Raw genomic sequence first — 24,034 nt, forward strand, 5'->3', positions numbered from 1 at the left:
TCAGATTCTTTACGCCACTACATGATTCAACCCACTTTGCAATTCGTCGACGCCCATCAATTAAAAAGCTGGGTGCATGACGCATCCGAACTTGCCTTGCTCGATATTCGCGAGCACGGTCAATATGGCGAGGATCATCTGTTCTTCGCCGTGCCTCTGCCTTACAGCACGCTGGAACTCAATATCTTCCGGCTGGTGCCCAGCAAATCGACCCGGATCGTCGTGTATGCCGATGAGCGCAGCCAGGCCGTCGTGCCCGCTGCCGCGAGCGTCCTGTTTCGCCTTGGCTATACCCAGGTGTACGTGCTGGAAGGCGGCATATCGAGCTGGAAGCGCAGCGGCTACGAGACCTTTGCCGGAGTCAATCTGCCCAGCAAGACTTTTGGGGAAATAGCCGAACACGCCTATGGCACGCCAAGCGTGTCCGCCGCGGCGCTGTATGACATGCTTCAGGATGACCAGACGGATGTGATCGTGCTGGACGGACGGCCCATCGAGGAATACCGGAAAATGAGCATCCCGGGTGCGATTTGCTGCCCCAATGGTGAATTGGCCTTGCGTGTCGGCGCCCTGGTGCCCAGCGCCGAAACCACGATAGTCGTCAATTGCGCCGGCCGCACCCGCAGCATTATCGGCGCTCAGACACTGATCAATCTGAATGTGCCCAACAAAGTCTATGCGCTGGAAAACGGTACCCAGGGATGGTTTTTGGCCGACCTGCCGCTCGAACATCAGTCCAATCGGCTCTATCCCGAAGCCATACCGGAAGACACCAAGCCGGCCCTGCGGGAGCGGGCCGGGGGGCTGATAGAAAAATTCGACCTGCCAGGCGTTACGACCGCCACAGTGCAAGCCTGGGTGGCCGATGACGGCCGCAACACCTTTCTATGCGATGTGCGCACCGAGTCGGAGTATGTGCCCGATGCGCTGGTCCAGCACACGCCGGGAGGCCAGTTGATACAGGCCACGGATCAGTACATAGGCGTGCGCAAATCGAGAGTGGTGATTTGCGATTTCGACGGAATCCGCGCTCCGGTGGTGGCAAGCTGGTTGAAGCAACTGGGCTGGGACGTCTATTTATGGCCCAATCCAGAGACGCTTTCAGGCTTGCCCAAGCCGCAGCGGTTTACGCCCGTATTGAAAAATACGGCGGTGCTGAATCCGTCGGAACTGGCCGGTTTTATTCGCGGAACCAGGGATGTCCTGGTCGTCGATACACGCCAGAGTGTCGCGTACCGCAAGAATCATTTGGAAGGCTCGGTCTGGGCAATTCGGCCCAGCCTATTGTCGCGAACTGAAGGGCGCGTGGCTACGCCGGTACTGCTGCTGGGGTCCTCTCTTGAAAGCCTGCAAGTGCTGGCCCAGGATCTCGAGTCGCACGAATACCGGCATGTCTATCTTTGCGTGGTCTCGGACCAGGTTCTACGCCAGGCGGGCTTGCCGCTGGAGCAGACCGAAGATATGCCGCGCGACAAGGACTGCATCGATTACCTGTTTTTTGTGCACGATCGGCATGACGGCAACAAGGCCGCCGCCCGGCAGTATCTGCAGTGGGAGACCAACCTGGTTTCTCAAATCGATGAGCAGGAAAGAAATACGTTTTTGATTCAAGCGCATCATTAATTAGTCTATACGGGAGACAAACATGCATCATCCAATAATCAAAAGTACCATCTTGGCCGGTTTGGCGACAGCCGCCGTTTTTGCTTCGGGCGCGGCACAGGCCAATCGGCTCGACGATGTCAAGGCCAAGGGCAGCATTGTGTGCGGCACGCAAAATGCCAGCTCGCCTTATGGGTTCCAGGATCCGAAAACACGCGAATATGTGGGCTACGATGTCGATATGTGCAAGGCCATCGCAAAAGAAATGGGCTTGAAGCTCGTCCATAAACCCTTGTCGACCGAAGCGCGCATTCCGGAGGTGAAAATGGGGCGTGTGGATATGGTGGCGGGCTCCATGGCCTATTTGCCCACCCGTGCGAAAGAGGTTGATTTCAGCCTTCAATATTTGCAAGGCAATATCGGGGTGTTGGTCAAGAAGGATTCCGGCATCAAAACCCTGGCCGACCTGGCTGGAAAAAAAGTGTGCGCCTCGTCGGGTTCCAGTTCGGCGGCCATTGCATCCAAGGTGCTGACAAAATCCGATGTGCTTACCTTCCAGACCATTTCGCAGTGCTACCTGGGTTTGCAAAACGATAAGGTCGCCGCCATGACTGCCGGAGATCTCGTTCTGCTGCGTTTCAAGAACGATTCGGAAAAAACCTCCACCCCTACCGAACTGCTGTCCGAGCCGACCTATACCGAGCACATAGGGGTTGTGGTGAACAAGGGCGAAACCGATCTGAAAAATGCCATCAATGTTGCGATCGAGAAAATCGACAAGTCGGGTGAACTGAGCCAAATCTATGATAAATGGATGGGCAAGGATTCCATCTACAAGCTGAACCGTACTTTCAAGGTGCAGCCGGTCGATAGAGCGAATTAAGTCTTCGAGGATTAGGGTTGCGGCGCAACCCTGCTGATCTATGGATTTTTCTTTTTCCCTGCTGACCAATCCCGACACCCTGCACATGCTGATGTGGGGGGTGTCGGTAACGTTGCGGCTGTTTGCCGGAGCGCTGGTGTGCGGGCTGACGATTGCCCTGCTGTTGTCGGGCCTGTACCTGGTTCCGTCGAAGCTGTTGCGCTGGATTATCGCCCTGTATGTCGAATACCATCGGAATGTGCCCACTGTGGTGCAGATCATGGTCTGGTACTTCGGCATGCCGGAAGTGCTGCCCAAGGCGATCCGGCTATGGATAAACCAGGGCAATACCGAGTTTTCGTTTGCCCTGATTGCCTTGTCGCTGAATGTCAGCGCTTATTACTACGAAGATATTCGTTCGGGCATCAAGGCCATTGCCGCGACCCAAATCGAAGCGGCGCGATCCATAGGGCTGGGCGCGATGCAGTCGCTGCGCTACGTGATTCTGCCGCAGGCCATGCGCATCAGCATTCCTCCCATTATCAATCGCTCGCTGATTGTCTTCAAGGACACCAGCCTGGCCATGGTCATTGGCGTCACCGAACTGACCTACCAGGTCAAGAAGATCGAGAACACCACGTTCCAGACCTTTCAGATTTTCATGATTTCCACGCTGATCTATCTGGTCATATCGTTGCTGATAGCCACGCTGGGCGCCCAGGTGTCCAGGAAATTCCCGGCTAACTTCAAGAGCTAGACATGATTGATTTCCTGAGCACGTATGGCTTGATGTTTCTGGTGGGGTCCTGGCCCCACGGCCCGCTGGGCGGCTTCGCCGGAACACTGCTGCTGGCCGGCCTGGGCCTGATGGGCGCATTTCCGATCGCATTGCTGATAGGCGTTGCGCGCACAAGTTCCATCAGGGCCTTGAAAATCGGCGCGACCGTGTGGGTGTATACGTTCCGGTCGATTCCCCTGATCATGATCATCTTCTGGGCCTACTTCCTGCTGCCGACGCTGATCGGCACCGAGGTGCCCGCCTTCTCGACCGCGCTGTGCGCCATCATCATTTATGAATCCGCGTTTTTGGCTGAAATCATCCGCGCCGGCCTCGAGGCTTTGCCGGCTGGGCAGGTGGAAGCGTCGCGGGCGCTTGGGCTGGGGTATTTCAAGACCTTGTTGTCCATCCAGTTGCCGCAAGCCTTGAGCAATATGATTCCATCCTTGCTGAACCAGTTCGTATCGACCATCAAGGCCACATCGATTGCCTACATCATCGGTGTACAGGAAGCCTCGTTTTCGGCGCAGCAGATCAACAGCATCGAACTGACCGGCACCTTGCGCACCTATATGATCCTGGCGCTGTTTTATTTCTTCCTGTGCGCGCTGCTTTCAAAGCTCGCCAAAGTGCTGGAAACGCACCTGGACAACAAACGGATAGGCCTGGCCTGATTTCCGATTCGGGAGACTCGATTGATCAAGTTCGAAAACGTCAACAAATGGTATAAAAAATACCAGGCGCTCACTAATGTATGCGGTGAAGTGAAGGCCGGTGAAGTGCTGGTCGTTTGCGGGCCGTCGGGCTCCGGAAAATCCACCATGATCCGCACCATCAACAAGCTCGAGGAAATTCAAAGCGGCGTCATCCGGGTGGAAGGGGTGGATATTACCGATGCGAAGTTGAACATCAATCAGTTACGCGCAAAAATCGGCTTTGTGTTCCAGCAGTTCAATCTATTTCCCCATTTGTCGGTGAAAGAGAACATTGCCTTGTCGCCCATCAAGGTCGGCGGCTATTCCAGGGCCGAGGCCTATGAGCTGGCTGAAGAGTTGCTGGCCAAGGTTGGCCTGAGCGCAAAAATCAATGAAATGCCGGCCAATTTGTCGGGCGGCCAGCAGCAGCGGGTCGCCATTGCCCGGGCCCTGGCGCAAAAACCGCCGGTCATATTGTTCGACGAGCCAACCAGTGCTCTGGATCCGGAGATGGTCGGCGAGGTGCTGAGCGTCATGAAGGCACTGGCTGCCGACGGCATGACGATGGTGTGCGTGACGCATGAAATGAATTTTGCCAAGGATGTGGCCGACCGCGTCTGGTTCATGGACCAGGGCGAAATTCTCGAAGACTCCACGCCTGCGGAGTTTTTCACCGCACCCCGGCACGAGCGGGCAAAGAGGTTCCTGTCGGATATCATTCACTAGGGCACCAGGCTGGCGCGCGGGGCCGGCGCCAGCCCCGGGAGGTTCCGGTGCGATCAGGCCTTCAGGGCTTTCTCCAGCAGGCCATCCACTATTTCATTGGTGCTGAGCCCTTGCTCCTTGGCGAGCGCCCGGATTTTCTCGGCCATGTCTTGCTTGATCTTCACGGGAAACGAAATCAGGCCCTGCGCCTGATCGAGTTTGCGCTGTTCGCGGCGATCGACCAGCGCTGCGCCGGAGTCGGTGGCAAAGCGGCCAGGGGTCGCGCTTTGCTTCATTTTTCCAACAAGCTTGAGTGCCTTGTTTTTTTCCAGATCGGTTTTTTTCATGAAATTCTCGTTGGGTCGACTTTGAGCCGGCCGGATTTTTCTGCATTGCGGCGCAATACGGTATCTATTGCCTCATTGTAGCGGTCTCGTCCCTGCGGATAGGGCCGGACTTGCTGCCGAACTGGATTTTTCCACTGAATATGTAGTAACGTACGTTACTATATGGACAAAATATCTTCTTTTCAGTCTTTCGAGCAGGCCATGCAGGGCCTGTCGCGGCGCCTTTCTGCGCGCGGCGCAATGCGTGAATCGGTGATTTTGCGCTTGTTCCAGCATGTGGCCTTGCGGCTGAACGACTATATGGACGAACCGTTCAAGTCGCATGGCTTGAACACCACCTTGTGGACCTCGCTGGTGGTGATTTATGCCAGCCCCGACCATCGCCTCAAGCCATCGGAATTAAGCGTTTTCATGAACTCTTCGCGCACCAACAGCACCCGCGTCGCCCGCGAGCTGGCGGGGCGTGGTTTTGTCGACCGCGTGGACGATGAGACCGACCGGCGCCAGTTGTTCCTGCAACTGACCAAAAAAGGCCTTGCTTTCGTGGAAGACTTCCTGCCGCCGCGTCGCGCCTATGTCAAGCAGGCGCTGGAAGGCTTCAGTGCGGACGAGGTAGACGAACTGGAACGCCTGCTGCGCAAGCTGCTGCATAAGCTGGATTAGTTTTTTTTGCCTGAATAGTAACGGACGTTATTACCTCTTATCATGCCGGCAACATTGTGATCGACACCCGCGAGCCTTCCCTCGAACCGAAACGGTTCATGATCACCTTGTCCATCATGCTTGCCACAATCATGCAGACGCTGGACAGCACTATTGCCAATGTGGCGCTGCCTCATATGGCGGGCGGGCTGTCCGCATCGCAGGATCAGATCACCTGGGTGCTGACTTCCTATATTGTGGCGGCGGCGATCGCCACTCCTGTCACGGGCTGGCTGTCCGGCCGTTACGGACGCAAGACGATCTTCCTGATTTCCATCGCCGGCTTCACGGCGAGCTCCTTGCTGTGCGGCATGTCGGGAAACCTGCTGGAGATAGTGGGCGCTCGCCTGCTGCAAGGTGTGTTCGGCGCGGCGCTGGTGCCCTTGTCGCAGGCCGTGATGCTGGACATAAATCCGCCCGAGCGCCATGCCCGGGCCATGGCGGTATGGGGCATGGGTGTCATGCTCGGGCCCGTCCTGGGGCCGACTCTGGGGGGCTGGCTGACGGACAATATGACTTGGCGCTGGGTCTTCCTGATCAATTTGCCCGTAGGCATTTTGTCTTTTGCCGGGGTGTATTACTACATTCATGAAACCGGGCCGAAGATCTCGAAGCGCTTCGACTGGTTCGGCTTTTCCCTGCTGGCGATTGCCATTGGCATGCTGCAGCTGCTGCTGGACCGCGGCGAGCAGGCCGATTGGTTCGGTTCGATAGAAATTCGCGTTGAGGCGGTGTGCGCTTTTATTGCATTCACCTTCTTCGTGCTGCATACGGCCACGGATGGCAGCGATTCCTTTTTCAATGTGAAGCTGTTGAAGGACCAAAATTTCGTGACCGGGCTGGCGTTCTATTTCCTGCTGGGGCTGCTGCTCTACGCTACGCGTGCGCTGTTGCCGCCTTTGCTGCAGACTTTGCTGGGCTACCCGGTAATGACCACGGGGCTGGTCACCGCGCCCAGCGGCCTGGGGACGATGCTGGCGATGATGTGTGCGGGGCGTCTGGTGGGGCGCATGGATAGCCGGCTGATTGTTGCGCTGGGTTTTGGCCTGACGGCGCTGTCGCTGTGGCAGATGGCGGGGTATACGCCGCAGATCACCGAATGGGATGTGGCCTGGCCGGGGTTCATCCAGGGGATGGGCATAGGGTTTACGTCGGTACCTCTTACGACCATGACTTTTTCTACGTTGGACAAGCGTTTGCGCCCGGAAGGTACGGCGATCTATAGCCTGTCGCGCAATATAGGCAGCAGCATTGGGATTTCGGTGATGCAGACTATGCTGGTCCGCAATACGGTCATTATGCATAGTTCCCTGGCGGCGTATGTGACGGCCGGTACGTTGATGTCCCGTCCGGATCCTTTGTCGGGGTTCTTCGATATGAGCACGTCGGTTGGTCGGGCGGGGCTCGATGCGGTGCTGCAGAACCAGGCGTCGTTCATTGCGTATCTGGATGATTTCCGGCTGATGTTCTGGGTGACGCTGGCGTCGATACCCTTTTTGCTGTTGATGCGTACGAAAAAGGCAGTCAGCGAGGACTCCGTGGAGCAGGCGGCTGAGACTGTGGCTGTGGGGGCGGAATAGGCCAAGTCGGAAATCGATAGGCCGTAGCGTAGGGATGGCCATTGCGGCCGCCTGTCGTCCTCGTTCTTAAGGCGCGGGGGTGGCAGCCCAGGCAGGGTGGTGCTCGCATCGTCCGGTCCTGGCGTTGCCAGGACTGCCCGCGGCCCACGCCTGGATCGGGCGGTCGCGGAACTCGCGGGAGCGAACAGCCCCCGGCTGTTCGCAAACGTCCCGCTCAGACAACCGCTCCCTTTATTCCCGATCCAGGCGTGGGCCGCGGCGGACTCAAGCTCGCCCACCCTGCCTGGGCCGCCACCCCCGCTTGCGTTGAGGTGTTTTGCGTAATCGCAGGCCATCTTTATAAATTTACGCTGTGCCGATTGAATAAATGATGATTATAATTTATTATATTCACGATCCATTCATCATGAACAGGTGGGCATGCGTGCCGCAATGGCCACCGGACAAACTGAGAGCGATCCATGCCTGCTGTACCCCCACCCCCCGTCGAGGGGCGCGAGAGTTCTGTACTATCGGCCGATCGCCGGACGCGTTTGCTCCTGGAAGCGCCCATCGCGTCGACGCTGCTGCGGCTTGCGGTACCCAATATTCTTGTCCTGGCCGCACAGGCTTCGGCGGGATTGATCGAAACCTATTTTATCGGCCGTTTGGGTACGAATGCCCTGGCTGGAGTAGCGCTGGTATTTCCCGTTGTGATGTTGATGCAGATGCTGTCGGGCGGGGCCATGGGGGGAGGTATCTCGTCGGCGATCGCCCGTGCCTTGGGCGCGGGGCGGCGGGGCGATGCGAATTCGCTGGTGCTGCACGCCGTGGCCATCGGCGTGTTGTTCAGTTTGTTTTTTACTGTCACGGGCTTGATCGGGGGGCGCTATCTGTACGCCGCGATGGGTGGCGTCGGGGCGTCGCTGGACGCGGCAATGAAGTATTCCAATTGGGTGTTTGCCGGAGCCGCCCTGATTTGGCTGTTCAATTCCCTGGCTTCCGTGATACGAGGCACCGGAAACATGGCTTTGCCCGCCACGGTAACCTGCGTCGGCACCGTTATGCTGGTGCCCATGTCGCCCACCCTGATCTTCGGCCTGGGCCCTATCCCTGCCTTGGGCATAGCCGGGGGTGCTATTGCGCTTCTGCTGTATTACCTTTTCGGCTGCATCGCCCTGACCGCCTATTTGTGTTCCGGCAAAAGCCTGTTGCGGCCGTCTTTGAAGAATATGGAGTTCCGCGGTGAATTTTTTCGCGATATTTTGCGCGTGGGCCTCGTGGCGGCGATTTCGACGATTGCCATTAATCTGGCGATAAGTATTGCAACGGCGCTGGTGGGCGAGTTCGGCCCGGCCGCCATTGCGGGGTATGGTACGGGTGCCCGCCTGGAATACTTGCTGGTTCCGCTCGTGTTCGGCCTGGGCGGGCCCATGGTTGCGATGGTAGGCACATGCATGGGAGCGGGGCGTACGGAGCGGGCTTTGCGCATTACCTGGATAGGCGCGGCGCTTGCGTTTGCCATGACTGAAACCATAGGCCTGTGCGCCGCCGCGTTTCCGAATGTCTGGCTGTCTTTATATAGCCACGATCCGACGATGCTGGCATCGGGTGCGCATTATTTGCGGACCGTCGGGCCGGTTTATGGGTTTTTCGGATTGGGCTTGAGCGTGTACTTTGCCTCGCAGGGCGCGGGGCGGTTGCTCTGGCCGGTCATAGGCAGCACCACGCGGCTTGCATTGGCGGCTCTTGGGGGGTGGCTGGCCATACGCTGGGGCACGGGCTTGGGCGGTGTTTTCCTGGCGCAGGCCCTCGCTTTGGTTGTTTATGGGCTCATCAATGCGACCGCAATCGCCGGCGGCGCATGGTTCGGCCCGGTAGGCTGGCCGCGCAGTACCTCCAGCCTGGTCCGCAGGCTGGAAGGTCTGTAGGGTGAGCGAGGCGGCCTACGCAGCTTGAATTCAGGCAAACAGATCCGCCCTTGCCCGGGCCTTAATGATGGCGGCTGCCGGCCTGGCTTCTGAATACCAGCATAAGTCCCAGGACAATGGCGCCCATGCCCGCCAGGGATAGCGGCGACAGGCGGTTGCCCAGCACCAGGTAATCCATGATGGCGGTCACGATGGGAACCAGATAGAACAGGCTCGTGACATTGACCAGGTTGCCGGCCTGGATCAAGCGGTAGAACAGGCATTGCGCCACCACCGAAATCAGGATCCCCAGCCAGATCAGGGCGATCAGAAAGCCCGTGCTGAAGTCGACATCAAATGGCCTGAACGGCACGAATGCAAGGCATAGCAGCAGCGCAACCAGGTATTGCAGCGGCAGCACATCCATGGGGGCCTGCCTGACGCCTTTTTGCAGAATGGATCCCCCCGTCATGCAGAGCAGCGCGGCCAGGGAAAAAAGCATGCCGCTTGGCGGGAAATGCGCTATCCGAAGACTTTGATAGACCACCAGCACCAGTCCGCCCATCGACAATCCGAGCCCCAGCAGGCGTCGAATTGAATAGTGCCGCTCGAGCAGCGCCAGTGTGAGTATGGGTTGCACGCCCAGAACGGTGGCCAGCACTCCAGGCGTAACGCCGTGTTCGAGAGCCAGCAGATAACAGATTGGATAGCTGCCTATAAGCACCAGGCCGGTCGCCGCCGCTCGTGCGCGAGAGCCCGGGGCGGGCAGCCAGCGATGCCGGCGCAGCGCAAGCGTCAGCAGCAGGCTGAACGCAAGGCCGAAGCGCAGCACCAGGAAGGCGAAGGGCGAAGCATGTTCGAGCCCCAGTTCGGAAAAAATGGCACCGCTGCTCCAGAGCAGCACGAAAAGCGCCGTTGAACCGTGAACGGTCCAGGAAGTTTTGTGGAAAATCATACGTATTCACCTGTCAGGGAAACAACAGGCTCCGGCACGCCGTCCTGGCGCGTGAGCGTCAGGCAGCCAGGAATGGCGAGAGGAAGTCGGAGCCGCTAGATGGGCCGCAAATCAGCCATGAGCGACAGCGGGCGGCGGAGGCGCGCCGGCTGTGGCGATGCGGACTGGAGGGGCGACAGATGAAACGACGGGCGGATTGCCTGCGCACGGGCGACCAACCGGCAGATCGGCTGCGGTGGTGCAAGAGTCGGAGTGCGCAAGTGAAGTCATGAAGACTGCCGGGTAAATTGAATGTCCTCGGACGAGGATTCGTATTTATAGACCGGGATCGGCGTCGAGTCAATTTTTGCCACAGGATTTTCGCGTCGCATCAAGGGCCCCTCTTGTGGGTATCCTGTCAACGGGCAATAGGCATGCTCAGACGGCCGCAAGGGCCGTCCCTACAAAACCCCTTGGTATGTGTCTGCCCAAATTTTTGGAGTGCGCTTATGATCTTGTGGTCAGTACAATCTTTCCTAATGCTCCGTGCTCAATATGGTCGAGTGCTGTGAGCAAGCTGCCGCCAGCGCAAAAGTAACCACAGAACTAACCAAGGACCTTATATGCATATTGATCTTAAGGGCAAGACCGCGATCGTGACAGGCTCTACCGCCGGTATCGGCCTGGCGACAGCCAAAGGGCTGGCGGCGGCGGGCGCCGCAGTCGTTGTCAACGGCCGCACGCAGCAAGCGGTCGACCGGGCGGTGCAAGCGGTGCGCGTGGCGGTCCCAGGTGCCGCGGCGAGCGGCATTGCCGCAGACCTTGGCGATATTGCCGGCTGCGCCGCCCTTGTTGCGCAATGCCCCGATTGCGACATTCTGGTCAATAACGTAGGTATTTTCGGCCCGCAGGATTTCTTCGAAATACCCGATAGCGAATGGACCCTTTTTTTTGAAACCAACGTGATGTCGGGTGTGCGCCTGTCGCGCGCTTACCTGCCGGGCATGGCCGCGCGCGGCTGGGGCCGGGTTGTATTTCTGTCTTCGGAGTCGGCACTGAATATTCCCGCCGACATGATCCACTACGGTTTTACCAAAACCGCGCTGCTGAGCGTGTCGCGCGGATTGGCCAAGCGCATGGCGGGCACGGGCGTCACCGTCAATGCCGTGCTGCCTGGGCCGACTCTTAGCGAAGGTGTGGCCGCCATGCTCGGCGATGAAGTGAAGGCCACCGGCCGCTCGCTCGAAGATGTTGCCGTCGATTTCGTCAAGACGCTGCGCCCATCGTCGATCCTGCAACGCCCCGCCAGCGTGGAAGAGGTAGCCAACATGATCGTCTACGCTTGTTCGCCGCAGGCATCGGCCACTACCGGCGCCGCGCTGCGAGTCGATGGCGGCGTGGTCGACACTATTGCCTGATGAGTGTGGCGTAAAGGCCGCCCCTGCGTCTGCGCCCGTTGATTTCCAGGACAGTATCCTACGGCCGTATGCGAAAGCGTTCGATGCGTGTCAGGTCGATTTCGCCGCAGATGCCCGGCGCCTCGGGCAGGCTCACCGCTCCGTCTTCAACCTTGAATTCCAGGCCCAGCTCTTCGCGGAAGGGGTTGGGTTTGGAGTCGATCTCCAGCAGCCCCGGTGCGCCGACGGCGGACAGCACGTGCATTGAAGCCATCTGCCCTATGCCTCCGCCCAGCCAATGAGGGCAATATTTCCGGCCGGCTTCCACAGCCATTTTTCCCACAGCGTAGCAGCCGCTTACGCCTCCCCATTTGCCGATGTCGGGCTGGAATACGTCCAGATAGCCGGCCTGCAGAGCCATATTGAAGTTCGCGCGGCCGCGAAGATTCTCTCCGGCCGCCAGCGGTATTTTGGAGTGTTCCGCCAAGGCCTGCCATTCCCGGTTGGGACGGTCGCAAGCCAGAGGTTCTTCCAGCCATTCCAGATGATAAGGCGCCAGTTCGCGCACTCGTTTCATCGCTTCGTCCATAGTCCATGCCTGATTGGCATCGACCATCAGCCGTGCTTCGGGTGGGAGCGATTCGCGCAGGGTCCGCAGATTCGCCAGGTCACTCTGTACATCGAAGCCGATCTTGAGCTTGAACGCCCGGTAGCTTTCTTCCCACTTCTGTAAAGCGACCTCGAGCAGGTCGGGCAGTTCGAGCCCGCTGGCATAAACCGGCACGGTGGGGGCGCCATTGAGAAGGCGCCATAGCGGCCGGCCTGCGCGTCGGGCTACGAGATCCCAGCAGGCGGTATCGACCGCGGCCACGATCTGGGCAAACGGCCCGCTTTCGCCGCATTGGAGCGCCAGCTTGTGTGTTTTGGCGTCGAGTGTTTCAAATACTTTGAACGGATGTGGAAAAGGCTGGTCGATCAGCAAGGGCTGCAAGACCGCTCCGATAAGGTTGGCGCGATGTTCCGCACCGTGAGGGGGGAAATTGCACCATACCTCGCCCCAGCCTTCCTGGCCGGAATGGTCTTCGACCCGGACGATGACTGTCTGCCGGTGCTGCTTTGTACCGAACGAAGAGCGTATGGGGCGGTCCGTTGAACAGCGGTAGGCAAAGGCCTCGACCTTTGCGAGGACCAGATCCATCTCTATGCCAGCCAGGCTGGGCAGATCGGTGAATGGGTTTTCGTGCATGTCTGTCGGGGTTCTCTTTTGGGTGCGCGGGCTTCAGTTGGGCTTGATGTCCGCGTTGCGAATTACTTTGGAAAATCCGGCTGATTTCAGGATGCGCACGGCAGCGCAGCGTTGTTGATGTCAAGGTCCATTTGCAGTCGTACAAAGCGCGAGGGATAGGCGATGTGGGCCAGGTGGATGATCCGGCCGTGGCGATCGAGCACGATACGCCGCACGCGTGCGATGGGGCTGCCCACGGGGATATCCAGATGCAGGGCCACGTGCATATCGGCCGAGGCGATGACCAGCGATTGGGACGCCGAGGCCAGGTCTTCGTTCATTCGCTCGACAAGCAAAGGCAATACCAATTGGTTTTCGAATTCATGCGGCGCCTGTTCGAACACGTCCATCGCAACGTAGATATCGATGAGGCAATACGGTACTTTTTCACGGGAATGCACCCGTCGTATGCGTTGGTAGGTGTCGGCCGCCAGCCCTTCGTCGGGCTCGACCAGGTCGATGCCGGCAACGGGCTCGGACTCGAGCAGTTTGCGAGCCAGGCCTTCGCTGGTGATCAGCAGGTCTTTCCAGCTTGTCGCCAGCCGGAACCAGCGCTCGTCACCCAGGTTTTTGGCCACGAACGTGCCGCGCCCGCGTCCGCGCGAAATCAAACCCTGGCCGGCCAGGTCGTCCAGCGCCTGGCGTATGGTAATTCGCGCGACGCCGTATTCGCTGGCCAGATTGTCGATAGTGGGGATCTGTGCGCCCACGGACCATTCCTGATGCTCGATGCGTGTGCGCATCAAAGTTGCCACCTGGTCGTACAAAGGCAGATGGGAGCGCTGGGCCAGGTCGGAAAGGCGAATAGTCATAATGACCTAATAATAGGTTTTTAAGACTGAAAGAACAAGCACGCGCCAATAGCGCCAGTTGGTTTGCGTGTGGAGAGGGACGTGGCGTGCAGGAGGCGATGGGCGGCGCTGGCGTTTCTTCCCTCGCCCCTGCTGTCGGGTCAGGCTGCGCGGTAGCGCGTGGCCGGCACTTGCCTGGACAGGTTGGGCATAAGCTTCTGGCGGGCTGTTTCGTATGCCTCCCAGTCGGCCAGGTCCGGCAGCGAAGGGATGGTGACCTGTTCGCCCTGGTCGAGGCCGGCCAGCGCCGCATCCACCATGTCTTCCGCCCGCATGACCATTTCGCTCGGCACGTGCTCGATCGGCATGCCGGCAATTTCCCAGAAATCGGTGGCGGTTGCGCCGGGCGCGACCGCCTGGACGCGGATTTTCTTGTCTGCCAGTTCATGGTTCAGCGAACGGCTGAATGCCAGAACGAATGCCTTGGTGGCGCCGTAGACGCCGTTCAGGATTTCGGGCGCGATGCCGACGATCGAAGCGATATTGATGATCGAGCCGCCTTCGCGGGCGACGAATCCGGGAACCGCGGCGTAGGTCAGCCGCGTCAGCGCCGTCACGTTCAGATCGATCATGGCGGTCATTTTGTCGATATCGGAGGCAAGAAGCGGGGCTGTGGCCCCGAGGCCCGCGTTGTTGATCAGCAGGGTGATGCTGGAATCGGTCCGCAGTACGCTTTCGACGCGGGCCAGGTCGGACTTGTCGCCGAGGTCCGCGGCGATGACTTCGATCGTTTGTCCGGTTTCATCGGCAAGGCGCCGCGCCAGCTTGTCGAGGCGTTCGCGATTGCGTGCCACAAGAATGAGGTTGTAGCCGCGGCGCGCCAGCCGATCGGCGTAAATCGCACCGATGCCGGAAGATGCTCCTGTTATCAGGGCTGTGCCGCGTTGAGGGTGAGTGGCCATGTTTTTTCCTTTGCCGGGTTGAGTCGACGCCGGAAGCGGCGTCTCGGAATAGAAAGGATAAGTGCCGCGGTGATTGTCTCAAATGTCATATATACAACGTTTTAGGACATTGCTATTATGAGGATATCGTCAGGAGCCATCTCATGCAAAGCATAGGTTTTGTTGTTTTCCCGAATTTCCAGGTCATGGGTTTTGCCGCCATCACCGTTTTCGAAGTCGCCAACTTTGTCGCCCAGGAGACCGTCTACAGCGTGAGTCTGCTGTCCGAGCAGGGCGGGCTGGTTCGCTCCTCGGCGGGTTTTTCCGTCGAAACCGAAGCCTTCGACGGAAAAGTCTTTGACACCGTCATCATCGGAGCCGGCGCACAGATCGAACCCTCGGCACCGGCATTGCTGGATTTCGTGCGCCGTTCCATGCAAACTTCCAGGCGCGTTGCGGCGCCCTGCACCGGGGCATTTGTCTTGGCCGAAGCCGGTGTCCTGAACGGCCGCCGGGCCACCACGCACTGGTTTTTCGCGCGCCAGCTCCAGAAGCGTTTCCCCCGTCTGAAGGTGGAGGAGGATCGCATCTTCATCATCGACGGTCCTGTCTGGACATCGGCCGGCATGACTGCCGGCATCGACCTGGCCCTGGCCATGGTCGAGAAGGATCTCGGGCCGGAAGTCGCCCGTTCGGTGGCCCGCAAATTGGTTGTGTATCATCGCCGCGCGGGCGGCCAGTCGCAGTTCTCGGCGCTGCTGGAACTGGAACCCAAATCGGACCGCATCCAGAAGGCGCTGGATTTCGCCAAACAGAATCTGCGAAGCACGCTATCGGTGGACGATCTGGCCGATGCCGCAAACCTGAGCCCGCGCCAGTTCAGCCGCGCCTTCCGGGCGGAAACGGGCCAGTCGCCCGCCAAGGCGGTCGAGAACCTGCGTGTGGAAACTGCGCGACTGCTGATGGAGCAGGGCCGTCTTTCGATGGACGTGATTGCCGATGAAACCGGCTTCGTCGATCGCGAGCGCATGCGCCGCGCCTTTTTGCGGGCCTTTGGCCAGCCGCCCCAGACGGTGCGCCGCAATGCCAGGATAGGGGCGTGAGTGGTCAAACACCGCCTATGCGTTGACGCGCGGCTCCTCAGCCAGGAGTCAGGCCGCGGTTTGCGGGGCCTGATCGCTTTCCAGCGCCAGCAGCCGTTTTTTGGTCATGAGGCCGCCGGCAAACCCGGTCAGGTTGCCCGAGGCGCCGATAACCCGATGGCACGGCGCGATAATCGAAATCGGATTTCTGCCGTTGGCCGCGCCAACCGCCCGCACCGCGCTCGCGTGGCCGATCTGCGCCGCGATTTCGCTGTAGCTGCGCGTTTCTCCAAATGGAATAGTCAGCAGCGCCGCCCAGACTTTCTTTTGAAACTCGGTTCCGGCAAACTCCAGCTCAAGCTCGAAACGGTTTCGTTTCCCGGCGAAATACTCATTCAATTGCCGTTCGGTATCGAGCAGGACCGGATTATTCACCTCTTCGGTCATGGGGCCCAGCCGTACCCGGTTCGGCTTATCGTGCTCCCACAAAATGGCGCAGAGCTTTGCGTCATTGGCTACCAGCTTCAATTGCCCGACGGGCGAATCCATCGTTTTATATGCGTATGCCATTTTCCGACTCCTTGCGGTTAAAGAATACATCGGTCAGGGGCAATTTAAATCTTCGATGGCTTCAAGACACTCCGGCTCTTGCGTTTGAATTCCCGCTGCGCCCGGACTCCCCGGCCGCTTCATGGTTGGGGTTTCACGCCTTCATCAGCGGATGAAAGCACGCGGCATCGCGTCCGGGAGAAACCTCCTTCAGCACAGGCACCTGAGCACGGCAGTCGGCCTGGGCTGCCGCGCAGCGCGGGTGGTAGGTGCAGCCTGGGGGCAGGTTCGTGGGCGCGGGTATCTCGCCGGTGATCCTGCTCAGGGTAATGCGTGCGGCCGGGTCGGGTACGGGCGAGCAATCCCGCAGCACCCTGCTATACGGATGCAAAGGAGAGTCCAGAACCTGCGCCGTATTGCCCCGCTCGACGATGCGGCCAAGGTACATGACGCAGACCTCGTCGCAGAAATGCCTGACTACGCCCAGGTCGTGCGATACAAACACGAAAGACAGGCGTCGTTCCCGCTTAAGGCGCTCCAATAGTTGCAGTATCTGTGCCTGCACGGATACATCGAGAGCCGACACGGGCTCATCGGCCACAATCAGCTCCGGATCGAGCACCAGGGCTCGCGCTATACCGATACGCTGGCGTTGGCCGCCGGAGAATTCATGGGGGTAGCGATCCAGCGACGTGTGCGGCAAGCCCACTTCATCCAGTGTCCGGCCGATGCGTGCGTCGATTTCACGTGAAGTCCCCAATTTGTGCACACGCAAGGGCTCCGAGAGCGTCTGGCGTACCGTAAGCCTGGGGTTCAAAGAGGCGAAAGGGTCCTGGAACACAATTTGAATGCGTTGGCGCAATGTGCGCATCTGCGCCGAATTGGCATTGCGCAGCTCGATGCCATCGAACAGGATGGAGCCTTCGTCGGGTTCGACCAGGCGCAGCAGTGTGCGTGCCACCGTGGATTTACCGCAGCCCGATTCTCCCACCAGGCCCACGGATTGACCTCGCTCCACATCGAACGATACATGGTTGACGGCCCGGACTATCTGCTTCGGCCCGCCCAATGGGCCGCCGCCGCTTTCAAAGCGCTTGACCAGGTTCTTGACTTGCAAGAGGGCGCTCATGCCTGTTCTCCCGATTGGCGTGCACGCACAAAGCAGCGCACTTGGTGTCGTCCGTCTGCCAGCGTGGCCAGCGGTGGATGTTCCGCTTCGCAGATGCTTTCGCGCAGCGGGCAGCGCGCCGCAAAGGTACATCCTTCGGGCATGGCGCTGATCGCCGGCACGCTGCCGGGTATGGGCTGCAAGGAGATCGAGTCGGTATCCACGCGCGGCATGGCATGCAGAAGCGCTTCGGTGTAGGGGTGGGTGGGGTGGGCGAACAGGGTGTCGGCATCGGCCAGTTCCACGATCTCTCCGCCGTACATGACGGCAACCCGGTCGGCGATTTGCGCCACGACCCCGAGGTTGTGTGTGATAAACACAACCGACATGCCATATGCCTGCCTCAAATCGTCCAGCAAGGTCAGGATCTGCGCTTGTATGGTGACATCGAGCGCCGTGGTCGGTTCATCGGCCAGCAACACTTTGGGGCGACAGGCAAGCGCCATTGCAATCATGACGCGTTGGCGCATGCCGCCCGAGAATTGGTGCGGATAATCTTTAAAGCGTTGGGCCGCCGCGGGAATCTTCACTTCCTCCAGAACCTCCAGCGCAATCTTGCGGGCCTCTTTCCAGCCCAGTTTTCTATGCTGGCGCACGGCTTCGGCAATTTGATCGCCTATGGTCATGGTGGGGTTGAGCGAGGTCATGGGCTCTTGGAAGATCATGGCGATGTCGTTGCCGCGCACGGCTGCCATCCGGCTCTCGGAAAGCCCGGTCAAGTCTTTGCCTTCCAGCAATACCTGGCCGCCGCCATGCCGCGCTCCCGAGCTTGGCATCAGGCGCAGTATGGACAATGCCGTCACGCTCTTGCCGCTGCCCGACTCACCCACGATGGCCAGGGTTTCGTTCTTGGCGACCGACAGCGACACGCCACGCACGGCGGCATGCCAGGTTCCGCCGATGCGGAACTCGGTGCGCAGGTCGCGTAGCTCCAGTGATGGGGTTTCTGTGGCCATGTTTACTCCGAACGTAGCTTGGGGTCGATGGCGTCGCGCAAGGCATCGCCCAGAAGGTTCAAGGCCAGCACTGTCAGCAGGATCGCCAGGCTGGGGAATACAGTCAGCCACCATGCATCCAGGATGTGCTCGAAGCCTTCCCGTATCATGCTGCCCCAGGTCGCGGTTGGAGGTGGTACGCCCAAACCGATGAAGCTCAATGACGCTTCGGTACGTATTGCCGAGGCCATCCACAGCGAGCCCAGGACGATGACATCTGAAATCATGTTGGGCACGATATGCACACCCATGAGGCGCAGCGGGCCGTAGCCCAGCGCACGCCCCGCTTCGATGAAGTCACGGTTCTTGAGTGCGATGGTTGGCGCGCGCGCCACTCGCACGAACGGCGCTATTTCGGTGATGGCAATCGCGATAATCAGGTTTTCCAGGCTTGCGCCGAGCATCGCCGCCACCATCAGGCCCAACACCAGAGTGGGAAAGGACAGAAGCACGTCCACTAGGCCCATTACCAGGCGATCGAACAGGCCGCCCAGGTAGCCGGCCAGGACGCCCAGGCAGGAACCTATGGTCATGGCGATGAGGATGGCAACAAAGCCCACCAGGAGTGAAACGCGCGAGCCATAGATCATGCGCGAGAGCACATCCCGACCATAGCTGTCGGTGCCGAGCCAGAACTCGGAAGAAGGGGGCTCCAGGCGGGAAACAATATGCTGTTTCAACGGGTCGTGCGGAGCAAGCCAAGGCGCGAAAATTGCCACCAGAACAATGGCAAGCAGCAGGCCCAGCCCGATCCAGGATAGGCGGTTGCGGCGCAGTGCGGCCCAGAGGGCGTTGGAGCGCGGCGCGGCCGGCGCGGCGGCGGTAGCTATTGCAGTCATTGATACTTTACCCTTGGGTCGACGAGCCCGTATATCAGGTCGGTCGCAAGATTGACGAAAATCACGCACGAGGCGAACACGATCATCAGGCCCTGCAGTAGGGTGTAGTCGCGTACGTTCAGAGCGCCCAGGATCAACTTGCCCAGGCCTGGGCGGTTGAACACGATCTCGGTCAGGACGGAATTGCCGATCAGTGTCCCGAAATACAGGCCAATCACGGTCACGATGGGAATCAGCGCATTGCGCAAGCCGTGGCGAACGATCAGGCGCAAAGGGCGTATTCCCTTGGCGCGCGCGGTGCGGATGTAATCCTCGCCCATCACGCCGAGCATGGACGAGCGCGTTACGCGCATGACGTAGGCCATCATGATCAAGCCCAGGTTGAACGCCGGCAAGGCGAGGTTGAGTAGCAGATCCTTCCAGCTGTTTGTCGTGACATGGCTGATGACCGGGAACCATTTGAGCTGAATGGCAAAGACCAGCAGCATGAGGATGGCCGAGACAAAGGCCGGGAAGGAGAGTCCGGTCAATGACAACAGGCGGCCCAGGTAGTCGGGCCATGCGTTGCGCCGCAGTGCCGCCCACACGCCCAGCGGAAGGCCCAGGATCGTGCCTATCAGAATGGCCGAAGCCGTCAGTTGCAGTGTCCAGGGCAGCACCGCCGCCACTTCCTGCAGCACAGGCCTGCCCGTGGACATTGAAACCCCCAGGTTGCCGGACAGCACATTGCCCAGGAAATTCAAGTATTGCTCGTGCAGGGGCAGGTTCAGGCCCAATTGCAATCGCAGCGCCCGCAGCGCCTCGGCGCTTGCATGGTCGCCGAGCATGACCGCGGCGGGATCGCCCGGCACCAGCCGCACCAGAATGAACACGGCCGTCAACATGGCCAGCAAGGTCGGTATGGCTTGCAACAGCCGTTTGATGGTAAAGCGTATCATCGGGTGTCTTCCTTTATTGGCGGCGTGCCCATCAGCCGCTGGGCGCCGAGCCCGGCTATGGCCCGGTCGGTTTTGCCGCGTACAATCAAGTCGGTCAGCACCGCACCGACGATAGGCACAAGCTGGAACCCATGGCCGGAGAAACCAAAAGCGTGAAACACGCCAGGAGCATTCGGCGAAGGGCCAACAATGGGCAGAAGATCTTCAGTTTTAGCTTCCAGGCCGGCCCACACACGTACGATACGGACATTCCTCACACCAGGAAAGAGATCCGTGGCGGCTTGCGCACCCTTGGCCAGTACGCGCATGCGGGCCGTCGATGTTTCCTTGTCCAGGTCGGGGATGCCTTGCAGGCCTCCGCCTATCACCAGGGTCCCTTGATCGGCCTGCTTGAATGACAATGAGCGCCCAACGATGGCCACCACGGGCTTGATAAAAGGTTGCAGGCGTTCGCTCACCATCATCATCGATGATTTGGCCTGCAATGGAATATCATCCCCCACCATGGCGGCGATGCGGGCCGACCATGCCCCGGCGGCATTGACGATGACAGGTACCGTCCAATTGCCTTTGTCCGTGATGAGCATCCAGTCGGCGCCGCGCCGCTCGATGGCATTGACGCCGCAATGCTCGTGCAGGGTGACGCCGGCGGCTTGCGCCGCCAGGCGGAAAGCCCGCAATGCGCGGTGCGGGTCCGCGGCGCCATCGCGGCGCGCAATCGATGCGCCGCGGCAGTGCGGACTGAGCGCCGGCAGCAGGCGATGCAGTTCATCCGGGCCAAGCAGTTCTTCATGCGTGTAGCCATCGCGCCGCAGGGCATCGACATGTGCCTGCAGCTGTGCCAGGGCGGCCTCGTCTTCGGCCACACAGACCTGCCCATTGGCATGAAAGCCACAGTCGTCGCCCACCAGTTCGTTCAGCCTGGGCCACATTTCCATCGCTTCCAGGGACAGATCCAGTTCGCCGCGATCGCGGTTCAAGGTGCGTACGCCCGCCGCGGTGGCTCCCGATGCATGGCGCCCCGACCAGTGGCGCTCGAGAACGATCACGCGCTTGCCGGCCCGGCTCAGGTGCAGCGCCGAAGACAAACCATGCAGGCCGCCGCCGATGACGGCGACATCATAGATCGGGGCTGTCATTGCGAGCCTGCCTCGTCGGTCAGGGAGGCCAGCTCGCCCAGCGTCAGGGGCTTCAGCGGAGGACGGATGCGATAGAAGCCCACCTCTGGAACCGGGCGCTGCTGGGCTTCGGCCAGAATATTGGCAATGGTATAGCCGCATTGGCGTCCCTGGCAGGGGCCCATGCCGGCGCGGGTGAAGGATTTGATCTGGTTCGGTCCCGGCTGGCCCAGCTTCGCGGCGGCGCGTATATCCCCGGCCGTGAGCTCCTCGCACCGGCAGACTATGGTGTCGTCGGAAGGCGATGCCGTATTGGCGCGCGGTGGATACATGGCATCGAGCATGGGCCGCACAGCCAGTTCGCGCAGCAGTTGTTTGCGTAGCGGCGCGGCGAGCGCATCGGCGTTTGCCGTGCTCAGTTTGCCCGCACGCGCTGCAATGGCAAGGCCCGCAAGCTGGCCGCGCAGGCCAGCCGCGCGCGCTCCGGCAATGCCGGCGCCATCGCCCGCTACGTAGATGCCCGGCTGGCTCGTTGCGCCCCAGGCGTCCACTTGCGGTGCAAAACAGCGTTGGCTGTCCATCCAGGCGTGTTGGCATTCAATGGCACTGCTCATATGTATGGAGGGCACCACACCTTCGTGGACCAGCAGCAGCTTGGCAGGTACGCGTCGTTCCGGGCCGTTGCCGGTGGAAAAGACAATCTCTGTCATACGGCCTTCGCCTTCGGCGCGGAATTGAGCTACGCCCGCATAGACAGGAACGCCCGCTTTCCGGATAGCCTGCAGCCAGCGGTAGCCTTTGCGCAGGTCGCGCCAGTTGCGCAGGGCGGACAGGAAATGCGGGATTCCTCGACGCCTGCTGTCCGCAGGTGACGTATCCAGCCAGCCGGCTACCCTGCCGCCCGCCTCGAGGAGTTGCTTGATATACAACAGCACCAGCGGGCCGCTGCCTGCAATCCATACCGGGTCCGCGGGAACCTGGTTCGATGTCTTGAGCAGGATTTGCGCGGCCCCGACGGTCATGACGCCAGGCAGGGTCCAGCCCGGGAAGGGGGCGGGCCGTTCCTGGGCGCCGGTAGCCAGCAGAATATTGTCCGCCTGCACCACGGTCGCTTTCTCGCCCTGAGTCATGTACGCATGCCAGCCCTGTTCTATCTGCCATACCTGGGTCATGGGACGGTAGTCCGCGCCACAGTCACGGAAGCGGCGAGCCACCGCCGCGCCCGCGCGATATTCTTCTCCGAGAATGGCGCCGGTAGCCTGGTCGGCAACGCGTTCCACGGCACGCCAAATCTGGCCGCCGGGGGCCGGCTGGTCGTCGGCCACCAGTACGCTCAGGCCATGGTCGCGGGCCTGGATCGCGGCTTGCATGCCGGCTGGGCCTGCGCCAACAATAAGCAAGTCGATCTTTTCGTTCATGCGATGCTCCGTTTGCCATGTTGACGTTGAACCCGCATGCCCTCGCGCACGGGCAGCATGCAGGTTTGGGTTGACGCTACGCCGTCCACGATTGCCAGGCATTCGAAGCACACACCCATCATGCAATAGGGTGCGCGAGGATTGCCCAGCACAGGCGTCGTACGGCTTACGGGTGAAGCCTGGCGCAGTATCACGGCCGCGACTGTTTCGCCGGGGCGTGCCTTGACGGCCAGGCCATCGATATAAAGGGTGAGCGCTTGCGCGCCGGAATCAGGCAGTTGTCGAAACATCGAATCGCTCATGGTGAAAGAAATCCAGATTGGCGGTTAAGGTCGAATCGCGCAGGCAGTCCGAAAGAGGGCCCGCATGAAACGCGGCCAGGGTTACGCCGGAATGGCAAACCGCTATCCAGGCGCCGGGATGGGAAACAGAGCCGGCATAGACGGGGCAGCCGTCCGGCGTCAGGATGCGCAGGCAGGCCCAATGGCGCACCAGGCGCGCCTGCGTAAGGTCGGGTAGTATGCGCAGGGCGTTGTGGGCCAAACGTGTTGCGGCACTGGAGGTCGTATGCAAGTCGTAGCCGACATTTTCCTGGGTCACGCCTATCATGACCGTGCCTTCCGCTGTCTGCCGCAGGCCGCTGGCCGGCAAGGGAAGCAACGGACGCAAGCGCTCGGTGACCAGGAGCTGGCCACGCTGGGGGCGCAGAGGGACATCCAGGCCCACCATGCGGCCCAGGCTCGCGGAGCCCAGTCCCGCGGCAATGATTATTTGCGCGCCTTCATAACATTCACCTCCGGCCGCGACGGAGAAGCCGCCGCCCGTCAGCGCTGTGATACCCGTTGCAGGGCGGTTACCCAGGATTGTTGCGCCGCGCAGCATCAAGCCTTGATGAAGCGCGGCGAGAAGCTTTAGAGGGTTGACGTGGCCGTCGGCCTGCCCCAGGCTTGCGCCGCTTACATCGGGGCCCAGGCGCACACCGGGCAATATGGCCTGCAATTGATTCCGGTCCAGCATGCGGGTACAGGGTGGTTCGTCCGCGGCCTGCGCATGCCAGGTGTCCAACCTGGCCTGGCGTTCAGTCCAATCCTGTTCACCCAGGCAGAAGTGCAGGCCTCCCCGGCTTTCGTAATCCAGGGCCATGCCGGTTTCCTGTTCCAGGCTTTGGGCAAACCCGGGCCATAGCTGTGCCGAGCGGCGCGACAATTTCTGGTAGGCGGGGGCATTCTGGCCTTTGCCCTGTACCCAGATCAAGCCGAAATTGGCCTTGGCAGCCCGGTAGTCGGTATCGGCGCCGTCCAGAACCAGCACTTTGCGGCCGCGCCCGGCCAGGCCGTAGGCAATGGCCGCGCCCACCATGCCGGCGCCAATTACGATTACGTCATAAGATTCCAGTTTGGTCATTCGCGTACTTTTGGA

General features: G+C 60.3%; 23 protein-coding genes and 1 pseudogene. 10 read left to right on the plus strand and 14 right to left on the minus strand.

Translation table 11 applies throughout. The features are described from left to right. The first annotated feature begins 21 nt into the window (after positions 1-21). Genes LSG25_RS18665 through LSG25_RS18685 form a run of 5 tightly spaced genes read left to right on the plus strand, consistent with a single transcriptional unit; the run spans position 22 to position 4,663 of the window. Positions 22-1,623, plus strand: coding sequence for a rhodanese-like domain-containing protein (locus tag LSG25_RS18665; protein ID WP_232742374.1), 1,602 nt, complete (start codon positions 22-24; stop codon positions 1,621-1,623). A 22-nt stretch (positions 1,624-1,645) separates the two neighbouring features. Next, positions 1,646-2,485 (plus strand): transporter substrate-binding domain-containing protein, encoded by an 840-nt coding sequence (locus tag LSG25_RS18670; RefSeq protein WP_232742375.1) that lies wholly within the window; start codon positions 1,646-1,648, stop codon positions 2,483-2,485. 40 nt (positions 2,486-2,525) lie between these two features. Next, entirely contained in the window at positions 2,526-3,221 is a 696-nt protein-coding gene (locus LSG25_RS18675) for an amino acid ABC transporter permease (RefSeq protein WP_232742376.1), read from the plus strand. Positions 3,222-3,223: 2 nt separating this feature from the next. After that, on the plus strand, positions 3,224-3,916 hold the full coding sequence (locus LSG25_RS18680) for an amino acid ABC transporter permease (RefSeq protein ID WP_232742377.1): 693 nt from the start codon (positions 3,224-3,226) through the stop codon (positions 3,914-3,916). A gap of 21 nt (positions 3,917-3,937) precedes the next feature. After that, positions 3,938-4,663, plus strand: a complete 726-nt coding sequence (locus tag LSG25_RS18685; protein ID WP_232742378.1) for an amino acid ABC transporter ATP-binding protein — start codon at positions 3,938-3,940, stop codon at positions 4,661-4,663. Positions 4,664-4,716: 53 nt separating this feature from the next. Here the strand turns inward: LSG25_RS18685 and LSG25_RS18690 are convergent, their stop codons facing one another. Further along, positions 4,717-4,989 (minus strand): hypothetical protein, encoded by a 273-nt coding sequence (locus tag LSG25_RS18690; RefSeq protein ID WP_232742379.1) that lies wholly within the window; start codon positions 4,987-4,989, stop codon positions 4,717-4,719. Between the two features lie 162 nt (positions 4,990-5,151). Here LSG25_RS18690 and LSG25_RS18695 point away from each other — a divergent pair, with 162 nt between their 5' ends. The 3 genes from LSG25_RS18695 (at position 5,152) to LSG25_RS18705 (ending at position 9,181) form a co-directional block, all read left to right on the plus strand. After that, the gene (locus LSG25_RS18695; protein WP_232742380.1) at positions 5,152-5,652 is read left to right on the plus strand and encodes a MarR family transcriptional regulator; all 501 of its coding nucleotides are present in this window, start codon (positions 5,152-5,154) and stop codon (positions 5,650-5,652) included. A 98-nt stretch (positions 5,653-5,750) separates the two neighbouring features. Beyond that, positions 5,751-7,271: a DHA2 family efflux MFS transporter permease subunit gene (locus tag LSG25_RS18700; RefSeq protein WP_232744763.1), complete on the plus strand. Its 1,521-nt coding sequence runs from the start codon at positions 5,751-5,753 to the stop codon at positions 7,269-7,271. 461 nt (positions 7,272-7,732) lie between these two features. Further along, positions 7,733-9,181 (plus strand): MATE family efflux transporter, encoded by a 1,449-nt coding sequence (locus LSG25_RS18705; RefSeq protein ID WP_232742381.1) that lies wholly within the window; start codon positions 7,733-7,735, stop codon positions 9,179-9,181. Between the two features lie 61 nt (positions 9,182-9,242). On the opposite strand, the gene LSG25_RS18710 is transcribed toward LSG25_RS18705, so the two are convergent. Further along, positions 9,243-10,115, minus strand: a complete 873-nt coding sequence (locus LSG25_RS18710; RefSeq protein WP_232742382.1) for a DMT family transporter — start codon at positions 10,113-10,115, stop codon at positions 9,243-9,245. Positions 10,116-10,717: 602 nt separating this feature from the next. Between LSG25_RS18710 and LSG25_RS18715 the strand changes: the two genes are divergently transcribed. Next, a complete protein-coding gene (locus LSG25_RS18715; protein WP_232742383.1) occupies positions 10,718-11,512 on the plus strand; it encodes an SDR family NAD(P)-dependent oxidoreductase in 795 nt (264 codons plus the stop codon). 58 nt (positions 11,513-11,570) lie between these two features. Here the strand turns inward: LSG25_RS18715 and LSG25_RS18720 are convergent, their stop codons facing one another. The 3 genes from LSG25_RS18720 to LSG25_RS18730 form a co-directional block, all read right to left on the minus strand. Beyond that, a complete protein-coding gene (locus LSG25_RS18720; RefSeq protein ID WP_232742384.1) occupies positions 11,571-12,737 on the minus strand; it encodes a mandelate racemase/muconate lactonizing enzyme family protein in 1,167 nt (388 codons plus the stop codon). A gap of 86 nt (positions 12,738-12,823) precedes the next feature. Continuing rightward, the gene (locus LSG25_RS18725) at positions 12,824-13,588 is read right to left on the minus strand and encodes a GntR family transcriptional regulator (protein WP_232742385.1); all 765 of its coding nucleotides are present in this window, start codon (positions 13,586-13,588) and stop codon (positions 12,824-12,826) included. A gap of 140 nt (positions 13,589-13,728) precedes the next feature. After that, complete coding sequence (locus tag LSG25_RS18730; RefSeq protein WP_232742386.1) at positions 13,729-14,529, minus strand: SDR family oxidoreductase; 801 nt, start codon at positions 14,527-14,529, stop codon at positions 13,729-13,731. A 143-nt stretch (positions 14,530-14,672) separates the two neighbouring features. Here LSG25_RS18730 and LSG25_RS18735 point away from each other — a divergent pair, with 143 nt between their 5' ends. Beyond that, positions 14,673-15,611, plus strand: a complete 939-nt coding sequence (locus LSG25_RS18735; RefSeq protein ID WP_232742387.1) for a GlxA family transcriptional regulator — start codon at positions 14,673-14,675, stop codon at positions 15,609-15,611. A gap of 69 nt (positions 15,612-15,680) precedes the next feature. Here LSG25_RS18735 and LSG25_RS18740 read toward each other — a convergent pair. The 9 genes and pseudogenes from LSG25_RS18740 to LSG25_RS18780 all read right to left on the minus strand — a co-directional run. Continuing rightward, positions 15,681-16,160 (minus strand): annotated as a pseudogene (locus LSG25_RS18740) (methylated-DNA--[protein]-cysteine S-methyltransferase); the annotation flags it as partial. A gap of 133 nt (positions 16,161-16,293) precedes the next feature. Then, the gene (locus tag LSG25_RS18745; protein ID WP_232742389.1) at positions 16,294-17,268 is read right to left on the minus strand and encodes an ABC transporter ATP-binding protein; all 975 of its coding nucleotides are present in this window, start codon (positions 17,266-17,268) and stop codon (positions 16,294-16,296) included. After that, positions 17,265-18,263, minus strand: coding sequence for an ABC transporter ATP-binding protein (locus tag LSG25_RS18750; protein WP_232742390.1), 999 nt, complete (start codon positions 18,261-18,263; stop codon positions 17,265-17,267). The genes LSG25_RS18745 and LSG25_RS18750 overlap by 4 nt, the downstream gene beginning before the upstream one ends. 2 nt (positions 18,264-18,265) lie before the next feature. Next, a complete protein-coding gene (locus LSG25_RS18755; RefSeq protein WP_232742391.1) occupies positions 18,266-19,141 on the minus strand; it encodes an ABC transporter permease in 876 nt (291 codons plus the stop codon). Continuing rightward, positions 19,138-20,079, minus strand: coding sequence for an ABC transporter permease (locus tag LSG25_RS18760; RefSeq protein ID WP_232742392.1), 942 nt, complete (start codon positions 20,077-20,079; stop codon positions 19,138-19,140). Before LSG25_RS18760 ends, LSG25_RS18755 begins: the two co-directional genes overlap by 4 nt. Beyond that, a complete protein-coding gene (locus LSG25_RS18765) occupies positions 20,076-21,218 on the minus strand; it encodes an FAD-binding oxidoreductase (protein WP_232742393.1) in 1,143 nt (380 codons plus the stop codon). Before LSG25_RS18765 ends, LSG25_RS18760 begins: the two co-directional genes overlap by 4 nt. Continuing rightward, entirely contained in the window at positions 21,215-22,615 is a 1,401-nt protein-coding gene (locus LSG25_RS18770) for an NAD(P)/FAD-dependent oxidoreductase (protein WP_232742394.1), read from the minus strand. The genes LSG25_RS18765 and LSG25_RS18770 overlap by 4 nt, the downstream gene beginning before the upstream one ends. Beyond that, complete coding sequence (locus tag LSG25_RS18775) at positions 22,612-22,905, minus strand: (2Fe-2S)-binding protein (RefSeq protein WP_232744764.1); 294 nt, start codon at positions 22,903-22,905, stop codon at positions 22,612-22,614. The genes LSG25_RS18770 and LSG25_RS18775 overlap by 4 nt, the downstream gene beginning before the upstream one ends. Next, the gene (locus LSG25_RS18780; RefSeq protein WP_232742395.1) at positions 22,886-24,019 is read right to left on the minus strand and encodes an FAD-binding oxidoreductase; all 1,134 of its coding nucleotides are present in this window, start codon (positions 24,017-24,019) and stop codon (positions 22,886-22,888) included. Before LSG25_RS18780 ends, LSG25_RS18775 begins: the two co-directional genes overlap by 20 nt. Positions 24,020-24,034 lie beyond the last annotated feature (15 nt).

Origin of the sequence: Paralcaligenes sp. KSB-10 (assembly GCF_021266465.1) — a bacterium.
Lineage (GTDB): Bacteria > Pseudomonadota > Gammaproteobacteria > Burkholderiales > Burkholderiaceae_B.

Excerpts from the sequence above, each read along its gene's own strand:
- LSG25_RS18665 (WP_232742374.1), top strand. The coding sequence starts at position 22 with ATGATTCAACCCACTTTGCAATTCGTCGACGCCCATCAATTAAAAAGC.
- LSG25_RS18670 (WP_232742375.1), top strand. The coding sequence starts at position 1,646 with ATGCATCATCCAATAATCAAAAGTACCATCTTGGCCGGTTTGGCGACA.
- LSG25_RS18675 (WP_232742376.1), top strand. The coding sequence starts at position 2,526 with ATGGATTTTTCTTTTTCCCTGCTGACCAATCCCGACACCCTGCACATG.
- LSG25_RS18680 (WP_232742377.1), top strand. The coding sequence starts at position 3,224 with ATGATTGATTTCCTGAGCACGTATGGCTTGATGTTTCTGGTGGGGTCC.
- LSG25_RS18690 (WP_232742379.1), bottom strand. The coding sequence starts at position 4,989 with ATGAAAAAAACCGATCTGGAAAAAAACAAGGCACTCAAGCTTGTTGGA.
- LSG25_RS18695 (WP_232742380.1), top strand. The coding sequence starts at position 5,152 with ATGGACAAAATATCTTCTTTTCAGTCTTTCGAGCAGGCCATGCAGGGC.
- LSG25_RS18700 (WP_232744763.1), top strand. The coding sequence starts at position 5,751 with ATGATCACCTTGTCCATCATGCTTGCCACAATCATGCAGACGCTGGAC.
- LSG25_RS18705 (WP_232742381.1), top strand. The coding sequence starts at position 7,733 with ATGCCTGCTGTACCCCCACCCCCCGTCGAGGGGCGCGAGAGTTCTGTA.
- LSG25_RS18710 (WP_232742382.1), bottom strand. The coding sequence starts at position 10,115 with ATGATTTTCCACAAAACTTCCTGGACCGTTCACGGTTCAACGGCGCTT.
- LSG25_RS18715 (WP_232742383.1), top strand. The coding sequence starts at position 10,718 with ATGCATATTGATCTTAAGGGCAAGACCGCGATCGTGACAGGCTCTACC.
- LSG25_RS18720 (WP_232742384.1), bottom strand. The coding sequence starts at position 12,737 with ATGCACGAAAACCCATTCACCGATCTGCCCAGCCTGGCTGGCATAGAG.
- LSG25_RS18725 (WP_232742385.1), bottom strand. The coding sequence starts at position 13,588 with ATGACTATTCGCCTTTCCGACCTGGCCCAGCGCTCCCATCTGCCTTTG.
- LSG25_RS18730 (WP_232742386.1), bottom strand. The coding sequence starts at position 14,529 with ATGGCCACTCACCCTCAACGCGGCACAGCCCTGATAACAGGAGCATCT.
- LSG25_RS18735 (WP_232742387.1), top strand. The coding sequence starts at position 14,673 with ATGCAAAGCATAGGTTTTGTTGTTTTCCCGAATTTCCAGGTCATGGGT.
- LSG25_RS18745 (WP_232742389.1), bottom strand. The coding sequence starts at position 17,268 with ATGAGCGCCCTCTTGCAAGTCAAGAACCTGGTCAAGCGCTTTGAAAGC.
- LSG25_RS18750 (WP_232742390.1), bottom strand. The coding sequence starts at position 18,263 with ATGGCCACAGAAACCCCATCACTGGAGCTACGCGACCTGCGCACCGAG.
- LSG25_RS18755 (WP_232742391.1), bottom strand. The coding sequence starts at position 19,141 with ATGACTGCAATAGCTACCGCCGCCGCGCCGGCCGCGCCGCGCTCCAAC.
- LSG25_RS18760 (WP_232742392.1), bottom strand. The coding sequence starts at position 20,079 with ATGATACGCTTTACCATCAAACGGCTGTTGCAAGCCATACCGACCTTG.
- LSG25_RS18765 (WP_232742393.1), bottom strand. The coding sequence starts at position 21,218 with ATGACAGCCCCGATCTATGATGTCGCCGTCATCGGCGGCGGCCTGCAT.
- LSG25_RS18770 (WP_232742394.1), bottom strand. The coding sequence starts at position 22,615 with ATGAACGAAAAGATCGACTTGCTTATTGTTGGCGCAGGCCCAGCCGGC.
- LSG25_RS18775 (WP_232744764.1), bottom strand. The coding sequence starts at position 22,905 with ATGTTTCGACAACTGCCTGATTCCGGCGCGCAAGCGCTCACCCTTTAT.
- LSG25_RS18780 (WP_232742395.1), bottom strand. The coding sequence starts at position 24,019 with ATGACCAAACTGGAATCTTATGACGTAATCGTAATTGGCGCCGGCATG.